Source organism: Nonomuraea corallina (genome assembly GCF_027620315.1).
Classification (GTDB): Bacteria; Actinomycetota; Actinomycetes; order Streptosporangiales; family Streptosporangiaceae; genus Nonomuraea; species Nonomuraea corallina.
On record NZ_JAPNNL010000155.1, the window covers coordinates 1 to 17,484 of the forward strand.

The 17,484-nt window shown below is 71.2% G+C and carries 11 protein-coding genes; 8 read left to right on the forward strand and 3 right to left on the reverse strand.

What is annotated here, in order from left to right:
• From OUY22_RS28705 to OUY22_RS28715, 3 genes are all read left to right on the forward strand, one after another.
• Positions 1–606 (forward strand): NAD(P)-dependent oxidoreductase (locus OUY22_RS28705; protein WP_270158313.1); only part of this gene is annotated, 606 nt, incomplete at its 5' end.
• Between the two features lie 139 nt (positions 607–745).
• Entirely contained in the window at positions 746–2,095 is a 1,350-nt protein-coding gene (locus OUY22_RS28710) for an FAD-binding oxidoreductase (protein WP_270158314.1), read from the forward strand.
• Positions 2,096–2,099: 4 nt separating this feature from the next.
• On the forward strand, positions 2,100–3,359 hold the full coding sequence (locus OUY22_RS28715) for a class I SAM-dependent methyltransferase (RefSeq protein WP_270158315.1): 1,260 nt from the start codon (positions 2,100–2,102) through the stop codon (positions 3,357–3,359).
• A gap of 71 nt (positions 3,360–3,430) precedes the next feature.
• Here the strand turns inward: OUY22_RS28715 and OUY22_RS28720 are convergent, their stop codons facing one another.
• Positions 3,431–4,966 carry a long-chain-fatty-acid--CoA ligase gene (locus OUY22_RS28720; protein WP_270158316.1) on the reverse strand — a complete coding sequence of 512 codons (1,536 nt, stop codon included), beginning with the start codon at positions 4,964–4,966 and terminating at the stop codon, positions 3,431–3,433.
• A 201-nt stretch (positions 4,967–5,167) separates the two neighbouring features.
• On the opposite strand from OUY22_RS28720, the gene OUY22_RS28725 reads away from it, so the two are divergent.
• Positions 5,168–6,709: a GMC family oxidoreductase gene (locus tag OUY22_RS28725; protein WP_270158317.1), complete on the forward strand. Its 1,542-nt coding sequence runs from the start codon at positions 5,168–5,170 to the stop codon at positions 6,707–6,709.
• A gap of 63 nt (positions 6,710–6,772) precedes the next feature.
• Positions 6,773–7,612: an alpha/beta fold hydrolase gene (locus OUY22_RS28730; RefSeq protein WP_270158318.1), complete on the forward strand. Its 840-nt coding sequence runs from the start codon at positions 6,773–6,775 to the stop codon at positions 7,610–7,612.
• On the opposite strand, the gene OUY22_RS28735 is transcribed toward OUY22_RS28730, so the two are convergent.
• Positions 7,572–8,639: a methyltransferase domain-containing protein gene (locus OUY22_RS28735; protein WP_270158319.1), complete on the reverse strand. Its 1,068-nt coding sequence runs from the start codon at positions 8,637–8,639 to the stop codon at positions 7,572–7,574. The two genes, OUY22_RS28730 and OUY22_RS28735, sit on opposite strands and share 41 nt — an antisense overlap.
• Positions 8,640–8,926: 287 nt before the next feature.
• Here OUY22_RS28735 and OUY22_RS28740 point away from each other — a divergent pair, with 287 nt between their 5' ends.
• Positions 8,927–10,168, forward strand: a complete 1,242-nt coding sequence (locus OUY22_RS28740) for a cytochrome P450 (protein ID WP_270158320.1) — start codon at positions 8,927–8,929, stop codon at positions 10,166–10,168.
• 3 nt (positions 10,169–10,171) lie between these two features.
• On the opposite strand, the gene OUY22_RS28745 is transcribed toward OUY22_RS28740, so the two are convergent.
• On the reverse strand, positions 10,172–12,331 hold the full coding sequence (locus OUY22_RS28745) for a hypothetical protein (RefSeq protein WP_270158321.1): 2,160 nt from the start codon (positions 12,329–12,331) through the stop codon (positions 10,172–10,174).
• A 511-nt stretch (positions 12,332–12,842) separates the two neighbouring features.
• Here OUY22_RS28745 and leuS point away from each other — a divergent pair.
• Both leuS and OUY22_RS28755 read left to right on the forward strand, forming a co-directional pair.
• The gene (gene leuS / locus OUY22_RS28750) at positions 12,843–15,296 is read left to right on the forward strand and encodes a leucine--tRNA ligase (RefSeq protein WP_270158322.1); all 2,454 of its coding nucleotides are present in this window, start codon (positions 12,843–12,845) and stop codon (positions 15,294–15,296) included.
• Between the two features lie 182 nt (positions 15,297–15,478).
• The coding region (locus OUY22_RS28755) for a transglycosylase domain-containing protein (RefSeq protein ID WP_270158323.1) at positions 15,479–17,484 on the forward strand (2,006 nt) is incomplete at its 3' end.

The window sequence follows — 17,484 nt, forward strand, 5'->3', positions numbered from 1 at the left end:
GACGCGGCCGACGCGGCGGTCCGCGCGGGTGAGTGGCCGCAGCAGGCGCTCCGGCCCCGTGAGCTGGGCGCGGCCCGGGTGGGCGTCGTCGGCCACGGCCCGATCGGCGAGGCGTGCGTCCGGCTGTTCCGGGCGTTCGGCGGCCGGGTCTCCTTCTGGACGCGCACGCCCCGCGAGGACCCCGGCTACACCGCGCTGGAGGACCTGCTGGAGTCCAGCGACGTGGTGGTCGTGGTGATCGCGCTGTCCGAGGAGACGCGCGGCCTGATCGACCCGCGCCGGCTCAAGCGGGGCGCCGTGCTGGTCAACGCGGCCAGGGGCGGCGTGGTGGACCAGGAAGGGCTGGTCGCGGCGCTGCGCGCCGGGCATCTGGAGGGCGCGGCGCTGGACGTGTTCGACGCCGAGCCGCTGCCGGCCGGCGACCCGCTGCGCGAGCTGCCCGGCGTGCTGCTCTCGCCGCACGTGGGCGGGGTCACCCAGGAGGCCACCGGCCGCCTGATGACGGTCACGCTGGAGAACCTGGCCGCCGCCGTCGAGGGCCGCGAGGTGGCTCACGTGGTCAATGGGGTTTCTTCGATAATAAGGAGAAAATTTCTGGATTCGTAGGTTTGATGGTGCGCCTGGCTGGAACAAAGAACAGTTTTCGTGTCGTTAACGACCCCGGTCTGTTCCACGGTGTTCCGGAGAGATAACGTTCTGTGGACGATCTCTGCCGGCTCTAGGGGGTGCTTGCGTGAAGACGACGATGTCGACACACCAACGTGCAGTGGAGGACATCCGGCGCTCGTACGCCGAGATCCCCGGCGGCACCGCGCCCCGCCTGGCCAAGCCCACCTCCAACCTCTTCAGGTTCCGCGACCCGGGCAGGACGGCCAAGCTGTCGGCCAGGGACCTCGACGAGGTCATCAGCGTCGACCCCGGGACGATGACCGCCGAGGTCCAGGGCATGACCACCTACGAGCACCTGGTGGACGCCACCCTCGCCCACGGCCTGATGCCGTACGTGGTCCCGCAGCTCAAGACCATCACCCTGGGCGGGGCCGTGACCGGGCTGGGCATCGAGTCGACGAGCTTCCGCGACGGCCTGCCGCACGAGTCGGTCGAGGAGCTGGAGATCCTGACGGGCGACGGCCGGGTCGTCGTCGCCCGCGACGACAACGAGCACCGCGACCTGTTCCGGGCGTTCCCCAACTCCTACGGCACCCTCGGCTACGCGCTGCGCCTGCGGATCAAGCTGCGCGAGGTGCGGCCGTACGTGCGGCTCACCCACGTCAGGTTCACCGACGCCGACAAGTGCATGCTGGCCATGCAGGAGATCTGCGACAGCATGGAGCACGACGGGGAGCCGGTCGACTTCGTCGACGGGGTGTTCTTCGGCCCGCAGGAGCTCTATCTCACGGTCGGCCGGTTCGCCGAGCGCGCCCCTTATGTCTCTGATTACACCGGAATGCGCATTTATTACCAGTCGATTCGGCAGCGCGGCCGCGACTGGCTGACGGTGCGCGACTATCTGTGGCGCTGGGACACCGACTGGTTCTGGTGCTCGCGCGCGTTCGGCGTGCAGCAGCCGGTGGTCCGCACCTTCATGCCGCGCCGCTGGATGCGCTCCGACGTCTACCGCAGGCTCGTCGCCCTCGACCGCAAGTACGGCGTCACCGCCCGCATCGACCGCTGGCGCGACCGGCCGGTGCAGGAGTCCGTCATCCAGGACGTCGAGGTGCCGGTCGAGCGGGGCGCGGAGTTCCTGGAGTTCTTCGACGGCCGGGTCGGCATGACGCCCGTCTGGATGTGCCCGCTGCGGGCGAGCTCCGACTGGCCCCTCTATCCGCTGGAGCCGGGCAAGCTGTACGTGAACTTCGGCTTCTGGGGGATGGTGCCGCTGCCGCGGGGGCGGTTCGACGGCTACCACAACCGGCTCATCGAGAACGCGGTGCACGAGCTCGATGGGCACAAGTCGCTCTACTCGACGTCCTTCTACGACCGGGACGAGTTCTGGCGGCTCTACAACGGGGATGCCTACTGGCTGGTCAAGCGGGAATACGACCCGAGCGGGCGCCTGCTTGATCTGTACGACAAGTGCGTGCGGGGAAGGTGATGTGATGGCTCTCGCTTCCGTCTTCGAAAAGATCGTCGGCCCGGAGGCCGGCGTCGCGTTCATGGCCTACGACGGCAGCAAGGCCGGGCCCGACGGCGCCGAGGTCGCCATCGAGGTCAAGTCGCCGATCGCGGTCGCCTACATGGCGCAGGCGCCGGGCGAGCTGGGGCTGGCCCGGGCGTACGTGTCCGGCCACCTCGACGTGCACGGTGATCTCTACACCCTGCTCGACCGGATGTGGAACATCACCACCAACGACCTGACCACGGCCGAGAAGATCGCGGCCGTGCGCTCGCTGGGGCTCAAGCCGCTGCTCATGCGCGTTCCCCTGCCGCCGCAGGAGGTGCGCACCAGCACGCTGGCCAGGCTGGGCTCGCGGCACGCCAAGCAGCGCGACGCCGAGGCGATCCACCATCACTACGACGTGTCCAACCGGTTCTACGAGTGGGTGCTCGGCCCGTCCATGGCCTACACCTGCGCCACCTACCCCACCGAGGACGCCACGCTGGAGGAGGCGCAGTTCGCCAAGTTCGACCTGGTGGCCCGCAAGCTCGGGCTCAAGGAGGGCATGCGGCTGCTGGACGTCGGCTGCGGCTGGGGCGGCATGGTCATCCACGCGGCCCGCCACTACGGCGTCAGGGCGCTCGGGGTGACGCTCAGCCGCCAGCAGGCCGAGTACGCCCAGAAGGCCATCGCCGAGGCCGGGCTGCAGGACCTCGCCGAGGTCCGCCACCTGGACTACCGCGACGTCCCCGAGACCGGCTTCGACGCCGTCAGCTCGATCGGCCTGACCGAGCACATCGGCAAGGACAACCTGCCCGCCTACTTCGGCTTCCTGCACGGCAGGCTCAAGCCGGGCGGCCGCCTGCTCAACCACTGCATCACCCGGCCCACCGGCAAGGAGAAGACGTTCAACAAGGGCGGCTTCATCAACCGCTACGTCTTCCCCGACGGCGAGCTGGAGTCGGTCGGCCACCTCGTCCGGCAGATGGAGGACACCGGCTTCGAGATCCACCACGAGGAGAACCTGCGCCACCACTACGCCAGGACCCTGAGCCACTGGTGCGCCAACCTGGACGCCAACTGGGCGGACGCGGTGCGGGAGGTGGGCATGGGCACCGCCCGGGTCTGGGCCCTCTACATGGCGGGCTGCGTCGTCGGGTTCGAACGCAACAAGGTCCAGCTCCACCAGGTGCTCGGCGTCAAGCTGGACGACCAGGGACGCTCGGGCATGCCGCTGCGCCCGGCCCGCGACTGGCCCTGATCGGGTGCCCGCCGGGGCCGCCGGCGTGACGCCGGACGGCCCCGGACCGGACGCGGAGGAAGGTGCGACGGCTAGCGCAGCTCGCGCTTGAGGATCTTGCCGGTGGCCGTCATGGGCAGGGCGTCGCGGAACTCGATGATCCTGGGGTACTTGTACGCCGCCATGTTCTCCTTGGCCCAGGCGGTCAGCTCGGCCTCGGTGAGGCTCGCACCCGGATTGAGGATGACGTACGCCTTGACCTCCTCGCCGTGGGAGTCGTGCGGCACGCCCACCACCGCCGCGAGCGAGACCGCCTCGTGGGTCATGAGGACCTCCTCCACCTCGCGCGGGTAGACGTTGAACCCGCCGCGGATGATCAGGTCCTTGGCCCGGTCGATGATCGAGTAGTAGCCGTCGGCGTCGACGGTGGCGATGTCACCGGTGCGGAACCAGCCGTCGCGCATCACCTCGTCGGTGGCCTCGGGACGGCCGTAGTACCCCTTCATGACGTTGTGGCCGCGGATCGCGATCTCGCCGGGGCCCTCGCCCTCGACGGTCTTCCAGTCGTGGTCGACCAGCCTCATCTCCACGCCCCAGATCGGGGTGCCGATGGTGCCGGCCTTGGCCGGGCGGCCCGGCTGGTTGAAGCTGGCCACGGGGGAGGTCTCGGACAGGCCGTAGCCCTCCAGGATGCTGACGCCGAAGGTCTGCTCGAAGTCCTTGAGCACCTCGACGGGGGAGGCCGAACCGCCGGCCACCGCGATCTTCAGCGAGGTCGGCTTCTCCGCGCCCTCCGCGTGGATCTTGGTCAGCATGGCCCAGTACATGGTCGGCACGCCCGCGAAGAACGTCACCTCCTCGCGGCGCATCAGCTCCAGCGCCTCGCCCGGCTCGAAGCGCGGCATCAGCACGAGCTTGGCGCCCCGCATGAACCCGGTGTTCATGATCACGGTCTGCCCGAAGGAGTGGAACAGCGGCAGCACGCCCAGGTAGGTGTCGCCGCCCTCGGTGCGCGGGAACATCTTGTCGTTGACCAGGACGTTCATCAGCATGTTCTGGTGGCTCAGCTCGGCGCCCTTGGGCCGGCCGGTGGTGCCCGAGGTGTAGAGGATCACGGCCGTGTCGTCCGCCGAGGTCGGCACGGTCTCGAACTCGCCCGACATCCCGCCCAGCGCCGCCCAGAACGACTCGCCGTACTCGGACTCGGTCGCCAGCGGCGTGGCCGGGAGCACGAAGAAGTGGTCGCACCCCTCGGCCGCCTCGAACCCGGCCCTGCCCCGCTCGCCCAGGGGCAGCTCGGGGGTCCCCTCGAAGCAGAACAGCGCCTTGGCGTCGCTGTCGTCGAGGTGGTAGGCGATCTCCCTGGACTGCAGCAGCACGTTCAGCGGCACCACGACCGCCCCGGCCTTGAGGATGCCGAAGTAGACGAACGGGAAGTACGGCAGGTTGGGACACGAGACCGCGACCTTGTCGCCCTTGCCGATGCCGCGCGAGACCAGCAGGTTGGCGACCTGGTTGGCCACTGTGTCGATCATGGAGTACGGCAGCCGCATGTCGCCGAAGACGACGGCCGTGTTCTCCGGGGTGTTCCTGGCGCTGTCTTCCAGGACGATCGACAGGTTGAGCATGACGCCTTCTCTCCTTGTTGAACCGTGGCGCCACATCTTCGCACCACGGACATACCAGCCAGTAGGGGCAGACTTCACCCGTTCCCTATCGTGATCCACTGACCGCGGCTCACGATAGGTAACCGAGGTCACGGATGCGTATGGACGCGCTGCCACTCCTGGAGTAAGCAAGTACCAAGTTACTTGCCCCTGGGAGTGGCCATGGAGTACGACTACGTGATCGTCGGAGCCGGCTCGGCTGGATGCGTGCTCGCGGGAAGGCTCTCGGCCGACCCCGGGGTGTCCGTGGCACTGGTGGAGGCCGGAGGCCGGGACGACAGACTTGAGATCCGCATGCCTCTCGGGTTCGCCAAGCTCTTCAAGACCCCGTACGACTGGGACTACACCACCGCCAAACAGAGCGAGATGGCCGGCCGCGAGCTCTACTGGCCGCGCGGGCGGGTCATCGGCGGGTCGTCCTCGCTCAACGCCCAGATGTGGGTGCGCGGCTGCGCCCTCGACTACGACCAGTGGAAGATCCCCGGATGGACGTACGAGGACGTGCTGCCGTACTTCCGCCGGGCCGAGCGCCGCGTCGGCAGCAACCACGGCGACGTCTACGGGTCCTCCGGCCCGCTGTACATCTCCGAGCTGCGCAGCCCCAACGTCACCACGGCCGCGTTCCTCAAGGCCTGCGAGGAGCTCGGGTTAGAGCGGCTGGACGAGCTCAACGGCCCCTCCAACGAGGGCTACAGCCCCACCCCCGTCACCCAGGACCGGGGCCGCCGCTGGAGCGCGGCCGACGCCTACCTGCGCCCCGCGATGAAACGGCCCAACCTCACCGTGATCACCGAGGCCCCGGTGGACCGGATCCTGATCGAGGACGGCCGGGCCGTCGGCATCGAGCACAGCGGCGGCGCCCAGATCAGGGCCAGGCGCGAGGTCATCCTGTCGGCGGGCGCCGTCGGCTCCCCGCACCTGCTCATGCGCTCCGGCGTCGGCGCCGGCGACGAACTGCGCGAGGCGGGCGTCCCGGTCGTGCGCGACCTCCCGGAGGTCGGCAAGAACCTCCAGGACCACCTGTCCACCGGCGCCTTCGTCGCCTGCACCAGGCCCGTCACGCTCACCCGGGCCGAATCCCCCGTCAACCTGCTGCGCTACCTGGTGTTCCGATCCGGCATGCTCACCTCGAACGTGGGCGAGGCGGTCGCCTTCATCAGGACCACCCCGGAGGAGCCCGCCCCCGACATCGAGCTGGTCTTCGCCCCGGTGCCGTTCAAGGACCACGGCCTCACCCCGCCCACCGGCCACGGGATGACCGTCGGCGTCGTGCTGCTGCAGCCCGAGAGCCGCGGCAGGATCGGGCTGAACGGCCGCGACGTGGTCATCGACCCCGCCTACCTGAGCGCCGGCGTCGACGTCCAGCGGCTGACGGCCGGGCTCAAGACGGCCAAGCAGGTGTTCGCCACCAGCGCGATGAAGCCGTACGCGGGCGGGCCGATGCCCCCGTACACCATGCCGGAGAGCGACGAGGAGATCGCCCAGTGGATCCGCGACCGCGGCGAGACCCTCTACCACCCCGTCGGCACCTGCCGGATGGGCGTGGACGAGGCGTCGGTCGTCGACCCCTCGCTGCGGGTGCGCGGCGTGGCGGGGCTGCGGGTGGCGGACGTCTCGATCATGCCGACGCTCAACCGCGGCCACACCCACGCCCCCGCGGTGATGATCGGTGAGAAGGCCGCCGACCTGATCGCCGAAGGCTGATCGCGGAAAGCCGATCAGCGACCGACCACCCCGGGCGCGGCCCGGGGTGTAGGTTGCCCAGCTATGGAGATCAGGACCGTCCACGCCAACGGGGTGGAGTTCTCGTACCTGACCGTAGGGGACGGGCCGCTGGCACTGTGCCTGCACGGCTTCCCCGACACGGCGCACACCTGGCGGCACCTGCTGCCCGCGCTCGCCGAGCGCGGGTACCGGGCCGTCGCGCCGTTCACCCGCGGCTACGCGCCGACGGAGATCCCCGCCGACGCCGCCTACGAGGGCGCCGCGCTCGCCGCCGACGCGCTCGCCCTGCACGAGGAGCTCGGCGGGGACGAGAGCGCGGTCCTGATCGGGCACGACTGGGGGGCGTTCCCCGTGTACGCGGTCGCCGACCGGTTCCGCGCGGCCGTGACCATGGCGGTCCCGCCGCCCGCCGCGCTGTTCACCGGGCTGATGGAGTACGACCAGCTCAAGCGGTCGTTCTACGTGTTCCTCTTCCAGACGCCGCTGGCCGAGGCCGCCGCGGCGAGCCCCGGGTTCCTCGACCGGCTCTGGCGCGACTGGTCGCCCGGCTACGACGCGGCCGACGACCTCGCCTTCGTGCGCCGGAGCATCGGCGAGCAGGCCAACCTGGCGGCGGCCATCGGCTACTACCGGGCCATGATGGGCACGACCCCGCCCTCGGGCCGCTACCCCGACCCCGGCACGGCGGCGTCGACGCCGATCCTCTACCTGCACGGCGAACGGGACGGCTGCCTGGCGCCCGAGATGGTCAAGGACGCCCTGCCTCACCTGCCCGCCGGGTCCCGCGCCGAGCTGGTGCCCGGCGCGGGCCACTTCCTCCACCTGGAGCGGCCGGACGTGGTCAACCGGCTCGTCCTCGACTGGCTCGCCGCCGCTCCCTGAGCCGCAGCACGGCCAGGACGGGGTGGCGGCCCGACAGGCTGACCTCCATCCGCTCCACGGTCTCGAACCCCGGCGGGTCGCCGTCGTACGACAGCGCGACGACCAGCCCTCCGGGGGCCAGCACCCGGCGGATCTCCCGCCAGAGCCGGTCCGGGTCCCCGGCGAGCAGGCCGGCGGGCGGCACCTGACGCCCCCACGGCGGGTTCACCAGCACCCGGTCGACGACGCCCCCGGCCACCGGCAGCCGCCCGGCGTCGGAGACGCCCCACCGGAACCGCGTGCCGCCGTGCGCGGTCCGCCCGGTCTCCGCGCGGCGGGCGTTGGCACGGGCGGCGGCGACGGCGGCCGGGTCGTGGTCCAGACCCAGCAGCCGGGCACCCGGCGCCGACGCGGCGGCCTCGATGAGCGTGGTGCCCGCGCCGCAGCACGGGTCCAGCACCGTGCCCGCCCCGCCGAGCCGGGCCAGCCCCGCCATGGCGGCGGCCAGCGGAGGGTGCAGGGTGCCCGGGATCGAGGCCGTCTTGTACGCCCTGCGGTGCAGGGGCCGGTCGGCGAGCCGTACCGCGATCACCGCCCGCTCGCCCTCGATCGTGACCCGCCACGCGGCGCACCCGCCGGGCGGCACCGCGCCGCCGGCCCGAGAGTGGTACGGCGCCCGCAGCCGCCGCGCCAGCTCCGTCCCGACGGCGTCCTCGATCTCGAACCGCGTGTAGGCGCGCCGCCCCACGAACGACGCCGACACCTCGATCCCCGCGGCCTCCGGCGGCCCGGCCGCCTCCGGAGGGCAGGTGATCGTCCGGGCGGCGGCGGCCAGGCGGCGCAGCGCCGCGCGGGCGGCCCCGACCCCGTCCACGACGGCCGCCACCAGCAGCACGTCGTCGGCCGTCCGCAGTCCCGTCAGCCCGGCCGGGGAACCGGCGGGCTCGAACCACACCTCGCGATGGCGCAGCGCGCGCACGCGACCCTGTCGTGAATTGCGAATCTCGGCGGCGACCAGGGGCTCGATGCCACGAACCGACCTGGCCACGGCGAGAGTGTGCGCGGAGGGGCGCGCCCAGCGGCCCTCCGCGGGTGGCGAACCTCGCACCCGCTCTTCTCCCACGTCGCGACCCGGGGCGGCGGCTTGCCGTCCCGCATCACCGGCGGTGGGGTCGTCCGCGACCCGCCGGCGGATCGCTAACGCAGGTAGAAGAAGGTCACGCGGGCACTGTAGCGATCATCGGCGGCGACCGCGACGGATTTTCCGGCGAAAGGTACGTACGGTGTACGTCGCACCCATTGACGTGGGGCTGCCCGGGCTCGAATGATGGCACCATGAGCGTCCTGGACTTCGACCTGTCGGACATCCGCTTCTGGGCCAAGCCCATGGCCGAGCGCCGGCAGGCCTTCGACCTGCTGCGCCGGCGTGAGACTCCGGCCTTCTTCGCGGAGCCGGAGATCTCCTTCGCCCCGAGGGGCCCCGGCTACCACGCCCTGGTGCGGCATGCCGACATCGTCGAAGCGAGCCGCACCCCGGACGTCTTCTGCTCCGGCGACGGCGGCGCGACGAACATCCCGGACATGCCCGCGGAGTTCACCGAGTACTTCGGCTCCATGATCAATATGGACGACCCGCGCCACGCCCGCCTGCGCCGCATCGTCTCCCGGGCCTTCACGCCCAAGATGATCAAGCAGTTCGAGGCGGACGTCGACCGCGCCGCCGAGAAGATCGTCGACGATCTCCTGGTGACCGGTCCCGGCTGCGACTTCGTCACCGAGGTGGCGGCCCGGCTGCCCTTGAAGATCATCTGCGACATGATGGGCATCCCGGAGCGGGATTACCAGTTCGTCTTCGAGCGCTCCAACATGATCCTCGGCGGCTTCGACCCCGAGTACGTCGGCACCGACGTCGAAGGCATCGCCGGCCGCCTGCTCACCGCCGGCATGGAGCTCCAGCAACTCGTCCAGGACCTCGCCGCCCAACGCACCGGCAACCCCACGGGCGACCTCACCTCCTCGCTGGTCAACGCCAACATCGACGGCGAGCGGCTGACCATGCAGGAGCTCGGGTCGTTCTTCATCCTGCTCGTCGTGGCCGGCAACGAGACCACCCGCAACGCCATCTCGTACGGGCTGCGCCTGCTCACCAAGAACCCCGACCAGCGCGCCCTCTGGCTCCAGGACTTCGACACGCACGCGCCCACCGCCGTCGAGGAGATCGTCCGCCTCGCCTCACCGGTCAACTTCATGCGCCGCAAGGTCACCCGCGACCACGTCATGAACGGCAACCAGTACCGCGCGGGCGAGAAGGTCGTGCTCTACTACTGGGCCGCCAACCGCGACCCCGAGGTGTTCGAGGACCCCGAGCGGTTCGACATCACCCGCCACCCCAACCCGCACGTCGGCTTCGGCGGGCCGGGGCCGCACTTCTGCCTCGGCGCCCACCTGGCGCGCCGCGAGATCACGGTGATGTTCCGCGAACTGCTGCGGCGCGTCCCCGGCATCGAGGGCCACCGCCCGGACCGGCTCTACTCCAGCTTCATCAACGGGACCAAGCACCTGGAGTGCGTGTGGTGACGCTCAGCCCTGGGTGATCGGGCGCAGCCGCTTGACGACCGTGTTGACGTCGGGCAGCAGCGCCTTGCCCTCGGCCGGCACCGAGACGAAGACGATCGCCGGCACCTCGCCGCCGGTGTTGAGCGCCGCGGCCACGATCGTGACCTTCTCGGTGGGCGAGGTGAGCTGGTAGGCGATGAGACTGCCCGTGCTCCCGCCCACCTTGAGCGGCTGCTGGGCGATCTTGCGCACCTTGTTGCCGTCCTGGTAGAAGCGCTTGCGCGCGTCCACCACGACCGCCTTGATCACCGGCTCCAGGTCGTCCGGCGAGCTGTACCTGCCCGCGAGCTTCGCGGGCAGCGGGCCGGTGAGCACCTGCGCCGCCACGTCGTCGCCGACCATGGCGTACTGGCGCGTCTCGTAGCCGTACGTCCCCTTGACCGTGGGCCGCTCGTCGAGCCGCCAGGTGCCGCCCAGCCGCGGCACCGAGATGCCCGCCCGCGCGTCCTGGAGCGTGCCGACCACCGGGGAGGCGTCGCCCTTGTACGCGGGCAGCCTGCCGATCGCGTTGGACGACTTGCGCGGCGTGGCGGGGGCCGACTGGGACGGGACGGCCTGCGCCTCGGCCCCGCTGTCCTTCGCGCCGGCCAGCGGGCCCGCGATGAACGCCCACAGCAGCGCGATCACCAGCGCGACGGCCGCCGAACTGGCCAGCGCGTAGATCCACAACGGCTTGCCGGGCTCGTCGAGCGACTCCGGCTCACCCATCGACTGGTAGTTGTCGCCGAAGACGGTGTTCCACAGCTCCTGCTGACGCTCCGGGGGAGGGGTGCGCGAACCGCTGATCTGGCCGGCCGTCACGAACGGGCGGTCGGGGTCGGACGGGTCGCGGCTGAGGTTCGAGCCGGGCCTTCCCTGCTCGCCCCCGGGCCCGCCATGTCCGCCGTGACCGCCATGACCTCCGGGTCCGCCGGCTCCGTACCCCCCAGGACCACCCGGCCCCTGCCCTCCGGGCCCCCCGGCTCCGGGCCCCCCGGCTCCGGGACCTCCGGCTCCGGGACCTCCGGCTCCGGGACCTCCGGCTCCGGGACCTCCGGCCCCGTGGCCACCGGCTCCGGGACCTCCGGCCCCGCCCGGGCCACCGGGACCCCCGTAACCACCCGGGCCGCCAGGTCCGCCCGGCCCGCCGGATCCATACGGCCCGCCGGCTCCCGGTCCGCCGGGGTTGACCGGCGCGTTCACGCCCGGGCCGGTGTGCGCCGCTTGCGCGCCCAGCCCGGGGTCGCCGTACCCGCCAGAACCGCCAGAACCGCCGTATCCGTCTTGACCGCTGTACCCGCCGGACCCGCCGTATCCGTCTTGACCGCCGTATCCGCCGGTCTCGCCGGACCCGCCGTATCTGCCGGTCTGGCCGTACCCGCCGGTCTCGCTGGACCCGCCGTATCCGCTGAGCCCGCTGTATCCGTCTGCGCCGCCGTACCCGTGGCCGTCGCCGCGGCCGTCCGAGCCGCCGCGCCCGCCGGGGCCGTCAAGGGCGGTCTGGCCGGCCGCGCCCGTCAGGTTCGCGCGTCCGTACATCATCGTGTGCTCGTCGGCCGCGGCCGACGAGCTGCGGGCGCGGCCCGTCTGGTCGTCGAGGCCGCCTGGCCCGTACGTGCCGAGGACGGCGGCGTCCGCGTCGGCGGCCACCGGGGCGGGCTGCAGGTCGGGCACCCGGTTCATGGTCATCGTCCCCTCCAGCGGGTCGCCGGAGCGGGACGGGTCGGCCGGGAGCGGCCATGGGGCGGGGGAGTTGAGGTTGGACCAGGCGCCGGAGGACGAGGCCGGCGGCTCTGACCAGGCGGGCACGGGGGCCTTGACCGGCGGCTCCGACCAGGCCGGCAGCGGGTCCTTGACGGGAGGTTCGGGCCATGACGGCTGCGCGTCCCGGTGCCGCGAGCCGGTGTCGCCTCCCTGGCGAGGCGCCTCGGGCCATGCGGCGGGGGAGGGCTCGGGCCACGAGGGGGCCTGTCCCTGCCGGGCGTCGGGCCCGGAGGCGGGCTGGGCGTCGGGCCACGAGGGGGCGGGCCGCGGCGCTTCGGGCCACGCGGTGGGGACGGCCGGCGGCTGCTCGGGCCAGGCGGTCCCGTCGCGGGGCGGCTCCTGCCACGGCGGCTTGGGCGCCTCGGGCCAGGAGGTGGGCACGTCCTCCCGTGGCACCTCGGGCCAGGAGGGTGGCCGGTGGGACGCTCCGGAATGCTCCGTTGCCATGAGTTCCGGCCCTCCCGAGTGCGTGTCCGGATTCGACGTACCGTGCATGATCTCATGGGATTTTCCAAGAGACCCAGCTGACTCCGCAGCGAAACGGGCGAAGCCGTGCGGATCGGTCGGCGGATCCTGCATCGGCAGGTCGGCCTCCGAGCGTTCCGGTCCAGCTGAGTGCACCACGGTGACGAGATTATTCTAATGGGACATATGAGGTCACAACGGATAGATCACCATCAGGTCTCGCGAGCCTGAAGGGTCCATTGTGCCCGTTCACCTCGATCGACCGCCCGCATTCAACCCAAGACGTACGCTAGGCTTGACCTATGCGTTCGGCGACCCTGCTTCTTAGTGGGCCGCGACGGTTCTGAGAGCTCGCCGTCGCGGCTGCCCCTCGTCATGTCACGGGGGGTTTTCTTATGGGTCCGAGTCAATCAGAAGGACGACCGCCGTGAGTGAGTACGATCCGCAGGCGCTGCAGGCCAAGTGGCAGCCGCGCTGGGAGGAGATGGATCCCTTCCGGGCGAGCGAGGACGCCGCCGACCCCCGTGAGCGGCGCTACCTCCTCGACATGTTCCCGTACCCTTCGGGCGACCTCCACATGGGTCACGGCGAGGTCTTCGCTCTCGCGGACGTCATCGCGCGCTACTGGTTCCAGCGCGGCTACAACGTCCTCCACCCGATCGGCTGGGACTCCTTCGGCCTGCCCGCGGAGAACGCCGCGATCAAGCACGACGCCCACCCCGCCGAGTGGACCTACCGCAACATCGAGACGCAGGCCACCTCGTTCCGGCGCTACGGCATCTCCTTCGACTGGTCGCGCCGCCTCCACACGAGCGACGCCGAGTACTTCCACTGGAACCAGTGGCTGTTCAACCGCTTCTTCGAGCGCGGCCTGGCCTACCGCAAGGGCGGCCTGGTCAACTGGTGCCCCAAGGACCAGACCGTGCTGGCCAACGAGCAGGTCGTGGCCGGCAAGTGCGAGCGGTGCGGCGCCGACGTCATCAGGCGCGAGCTGACGCAGTGGTACTTCAAGATCACTGACTACGCGCAGCGCCTGCTGGACGACATGGACCAGCTGGAGGGCGGCTGGCCCGAGCGCGTGATGACCATGCAGCGCAACTGGATCGGCCGGTCCGAGGGCGCCGACGTGCTCTTCGAGATCGAAGGCCGCGACGAGCCGGTGCACGTCTTCACCACCCGCCCCGACACCCTGTTCGGCGCCACGTTCTTCGTGGTCGCCGTCGACGCGGCGCTGGCCGACGAGATCGTCACCGACGAGCACCGCCCCGCCTTCGAGGCCTACCGCGCCGAGGTCGCCAAGCTGAGCGACATCGAGCGGCTGTCCACCGAGAAGGAGAAGACCGGCGTCTTCCTGGGCCGCTACGCGATCAACCCGGTCAACGGCGAACGCATCCCCGTCTGGGCCGCCGACTACGTGCTGTCCGACTACGGCCACGGCGCCATCATGGCGGTGCCCGCCCACGACCAGCGTGACCTCGACTTCGCGCGGAAGTTCGGCCTGCCGGTGCGGGTGGTGGTCCACACCGGGATGGCCGACCCCGGCGAGACCGGCGTCGCCACCTCCGGCGACGGCGAGATGGTCAACTCCGGCCCGCTCGACGGGCTGCGCAAGGCCGAGGCCATCGCCAAGATCATCGAAGTCCTGGAGGTCGAGCGGAAGGGCCGCGGCGCGGTCAACTTCCGGCTGCGCGACTGGCTGCTGTCGCGCCAGCGCTACTGGGGCACGCCGATCCCGATCATCCACTGCCCCGACTGCGGCGAGGTGCCCGTCCCCGACGACCAGCTCCCGGTCACCCTGCCCGACCTGCGCGGCGAGGCGCTGGCGCCCAAGGGCGTCAGCCCGCTGGCCAGCGCCACCGACTGGGTCAACGTCGAGTGCCCCAAATGCGCCGGCCCGGCCCGCCGCGACACCGACACGATGGACACCTTCGTCGACTCGTCCTGGTACTTCCTGCGTTACTGCTCGCCCGGCCACACCGACGGCCCGTTCGACGTCGAGCAGGTGCGCAAGTGGGGGCCGATCGACCAGTACGTCGGCGGGGTCGAGCACGCCGTGCTCCACCTGCTCTACTCGCGGTTCTTCACCAAGGTCCTGTACGACATGGGCATGGTCGGCTTCACCGAGCCGTTCCTGCGCCTGCTCAACCAGGGCCAGGTCATCAACGGCGGCAAGGCGATGTCCAAGTCGCTGGGCAACGGCGTCGACCTGGGCAGGCAGATCGACGACTTCGGCGTCGACGCGGTGCGCCTGACCATGGTCTTCGCCGGCCCGCCCGAGGACGACATCGACTGGGCCGACGTCTCGCCCGCGGCGTCGCAGAAGTTCCTGGCCCGCGCGCTGCGCGTGATGAGCGAGGTGGCCAGCGAGCCGGGCGTCTCCTTCGACGGCGGCGACGTCGAGCTGCGCAAGGTCACCCACCACACCATCGACGAGGTCACCAAGCTGATCGAGTCCCAGCGGTTCAACGTGGCGGTGGCCCGGCTGATGGAGCTGACCAGCGCCGCCAGGAAGGCGATCGACTCCGGGCCCGGCGCGGCCGACCCGGCGGTCCGCGAGGCGGCCGAGGCGCTGGCCGTCATGCTGTCGCTGGTGGCCCCCTACACCGCCGAGGAGGGCTGGGAGCGGCTCGGTCATGTGGGCGGCACCGTCGCCAAGGCCGGCTGGCCCGCCGCCGACCCGGCGCTGCTCGTGCGCGACCTGGTGACCTGCGTGGTCCAGGTGGCGGGCAAGGTGCGCGACCGGCTGGAGGTCTCTCCGGAGATCGGCGAGGACGAGCTCCAGGCCCTGGCGCTGGCCTCGGAGAAGGTCCGGGCCCATCTGCAGGGCGAGCCCCGGCGGGTGATCGTGCGCGCGCCGAAGCTGGTCAACATCGTTCCCTGACGCCTCCGCGAAGGCCGCCGTCCCGCTGCTCAGGGGCGGCGGCCTTCGTCGTACCGCCCTTGAGCAGGGCCGATACGCGAACCGGTATCAATGGCTTGCCGATATCGCTATTGGACACCGCCGGATCGGATCTGTTTGGCTCCTCCCCACTGTCAGGTGAGGAAGAAGGGCGAACGGCTCTGATGACACGTCGGGGGACGATGATCGTACGGCTCGCGGCCGCGGGGGCGGCGGCGGGCGTGCTGGTGGCCGGGATCACGGTGCCGGCCGTGGGCGGGGCGGGTCTGGGGTTGAAGTCGGCGGCGGCGATGGCCGACCTGCGGCCGATCGAGCTGCCCGAACCGCCGCTGCCCGAGGTCTCCGTGATGCTGGACGCGCGGGGCAAGGAGATCGCGCGCTTCTACGACGAGTACCGCGAGGTCGTCGGCCTCGACCAGGTGTCCGACGTCATGAAGAAGGCGATCATCGCGATCGAGGACTTCCGCTTCTACCAGCACGGCGGGATAGACCTCGAAGGCACGGCCCGGGCGCTGGCCAAGAACCTGCAGTCGGGCGAGGTCAGCCAGGGCGGGTCGAGCATCACCCAGCAGTACGTCAAGCAGGTGCTGGTCAACTCCGCCGACACCGAGGCGGAGCGGGAGGCCGCCCTGGAGACCAGCTACGCGCGCAAGCTGCGCGAGCTGCGGTACGCCCTGGGCGTCGAGAAGAAGTACACCAAGGACCAGATCCTGGAGAAGTACCTCAACATCGCGTACTTCGGGGCAGGCGTCTACGGGGTGGAGGCGGCGGCCAAGCGGTTCTTCGGCGTCCGGGCGAGCCGGCTCACGCTGCCGCAGGCCGCCGCCCTGGCCGGCGCCGTGCAGAACCCGAACGCCACGGACCCGAACCGCGGCCGCGAGCACCGCGCCCGGCTGCTGAAGCGCCGTGACGTCGTGCTGAACCGGATGGCCGAGCTGGGAGTGATCACCTCGGCGCAGGCGGCCGCGGCGAAGGCCACCAAGCTGGGGTACAAAGGCACGAAGCTTCCGGGCGGCTGCGAAGTCAGCAAATATCCGTACTTCTGTGTTTATGTCCGCCAGGAGATCGCCAACGACCCCGCCTTCGGCAAGACCGCCGACGCGCGCCTGCGCGCGCTCAACGGCGGCGGACTCACGATCAGGACCACCCTCGACCCCTCGATGCAGGCCGCGGCCGACCGGGCCGTCAAGAAGCACGTGCGCGCCTCGGACGCCCCCGTCGCCGCCCAGGCCCTCGTCGAACCGGGCACCGGAGCGATCAAGGCGATGGCGGCGAGCAAGCCGTACGGGCGGAGCAGGGCCAGGCACGAGATCTCGTACAACGTCGTCGCGGACGCCCGGCACGGCGGCGGCACCGGCTTCCAGGCGGGGTCCACGTTCAAGACCTTCACCCTGATCACCGCCCTGAAGCAGGGCATGAAGACCGACGACGGGCTGACCGCGGGCGCGGGCTACCGGGCACCCGGCTACACGGCGTTCAAGAACTGCGCGGGGGAGAGCGTCGGCGACCCGCGGCACACGGTCACCAACGACGAGGGCTCGCCGGGGTGGAAGACGCTGCGCACCGGCACCTGGGGCTCGGTCAACACCTTCTTCATGGAGCTGGAGCAGCGGGTCGGGCTGTGTGAGACGGTCGAGACGGCCACGTCGCTGGGCATCCGCCGCGCCGACGGCCGGGCGCTGCGGGAGTACGAGACGTTCACGCTCGGCATCAACGAGATGGACCCGGTGACGGTGGCCGCCGCGTACGCGGGGATCGCGGCGCGGGGCCGTTACTGCGCGCCGATGGCGATCACCCGGATCACCGGCCGCGACGGCGAGGCCACCGCCTACCGGCCGGACTGCCGTAAGGCGCTGGAGCCCGCCATCGCGGACGCGACCGCCGACGTGCTGTCCGGCGTGTTCACCGACGGCACGATGCGCGGCGTCGGCGGCATCGGCCGCGACGCGGCGGGCAAGACCGGCACCACCGACGGCTACGCCGCCGCCTGGTTCGCCGGCTTCACCCCGGACCTGGCGGCGGCGGTGAGCATCGGGGACCCGCGCGGCTCCCAGGGGCACAAGCTGACCGGGGTGACGATCGGCGGACGCTACTACGGCGCGGTCGACGGGGCGGCGCTGCCCGGCCCGATCTGGAAGGACACGATGATCGGCGCGCTGAAGGGCGTGGG

What these genes read in the sequence shown, in the direction of transcription:
- OUY22_RS28715 (WP_270158315.1), top strand. Translation starts at nt 2,100, where the DNA reads ATGGCTCTCGCTTCCGTCTTCGAAAAGATCGTCGGCCCGGAGGCCGGC.
- OUY22_RS28740 (WP_270158320.1), top strand. Translation starts at nt 8,927, where the DNA reads ATGAGCGTCCTGGACTTCGACCTGTCGGACATCCGCTTCTGGGCCAAG.
- OUY22_RS28720 (WP_270158316.1), bottom strand. Translation starts at nt 4,966, where the DNA reads ATGCTCAACCTGTCGATCGTCCTGGAAGACAGCGCCAGGAACACCCCG.
- OUY22_RS28710 (WP_270158314.1), top strand. Translation starts at nt 746, where the DNA reads ATGTCGACACACCAACGTGCAGTGGAGGACATCCGGCGCTCGTACGCC.
- OUY22_RS28730 (WP_270158318.1), top strand. Translation starts at nt 6,773, where the DNA reads ATGGAGATCAGGACCGTCCACGCCAACGGGGTGGAGTTCTCGTACCTG.
- OUY22_RS28725 (WP_270158317.1), top strand. Translation starts at nt 5,168, where the DNA reads ATGGAGTACGACTACGTGATCGTCGGAGCCGGCTCGGCTGGATGCGTG.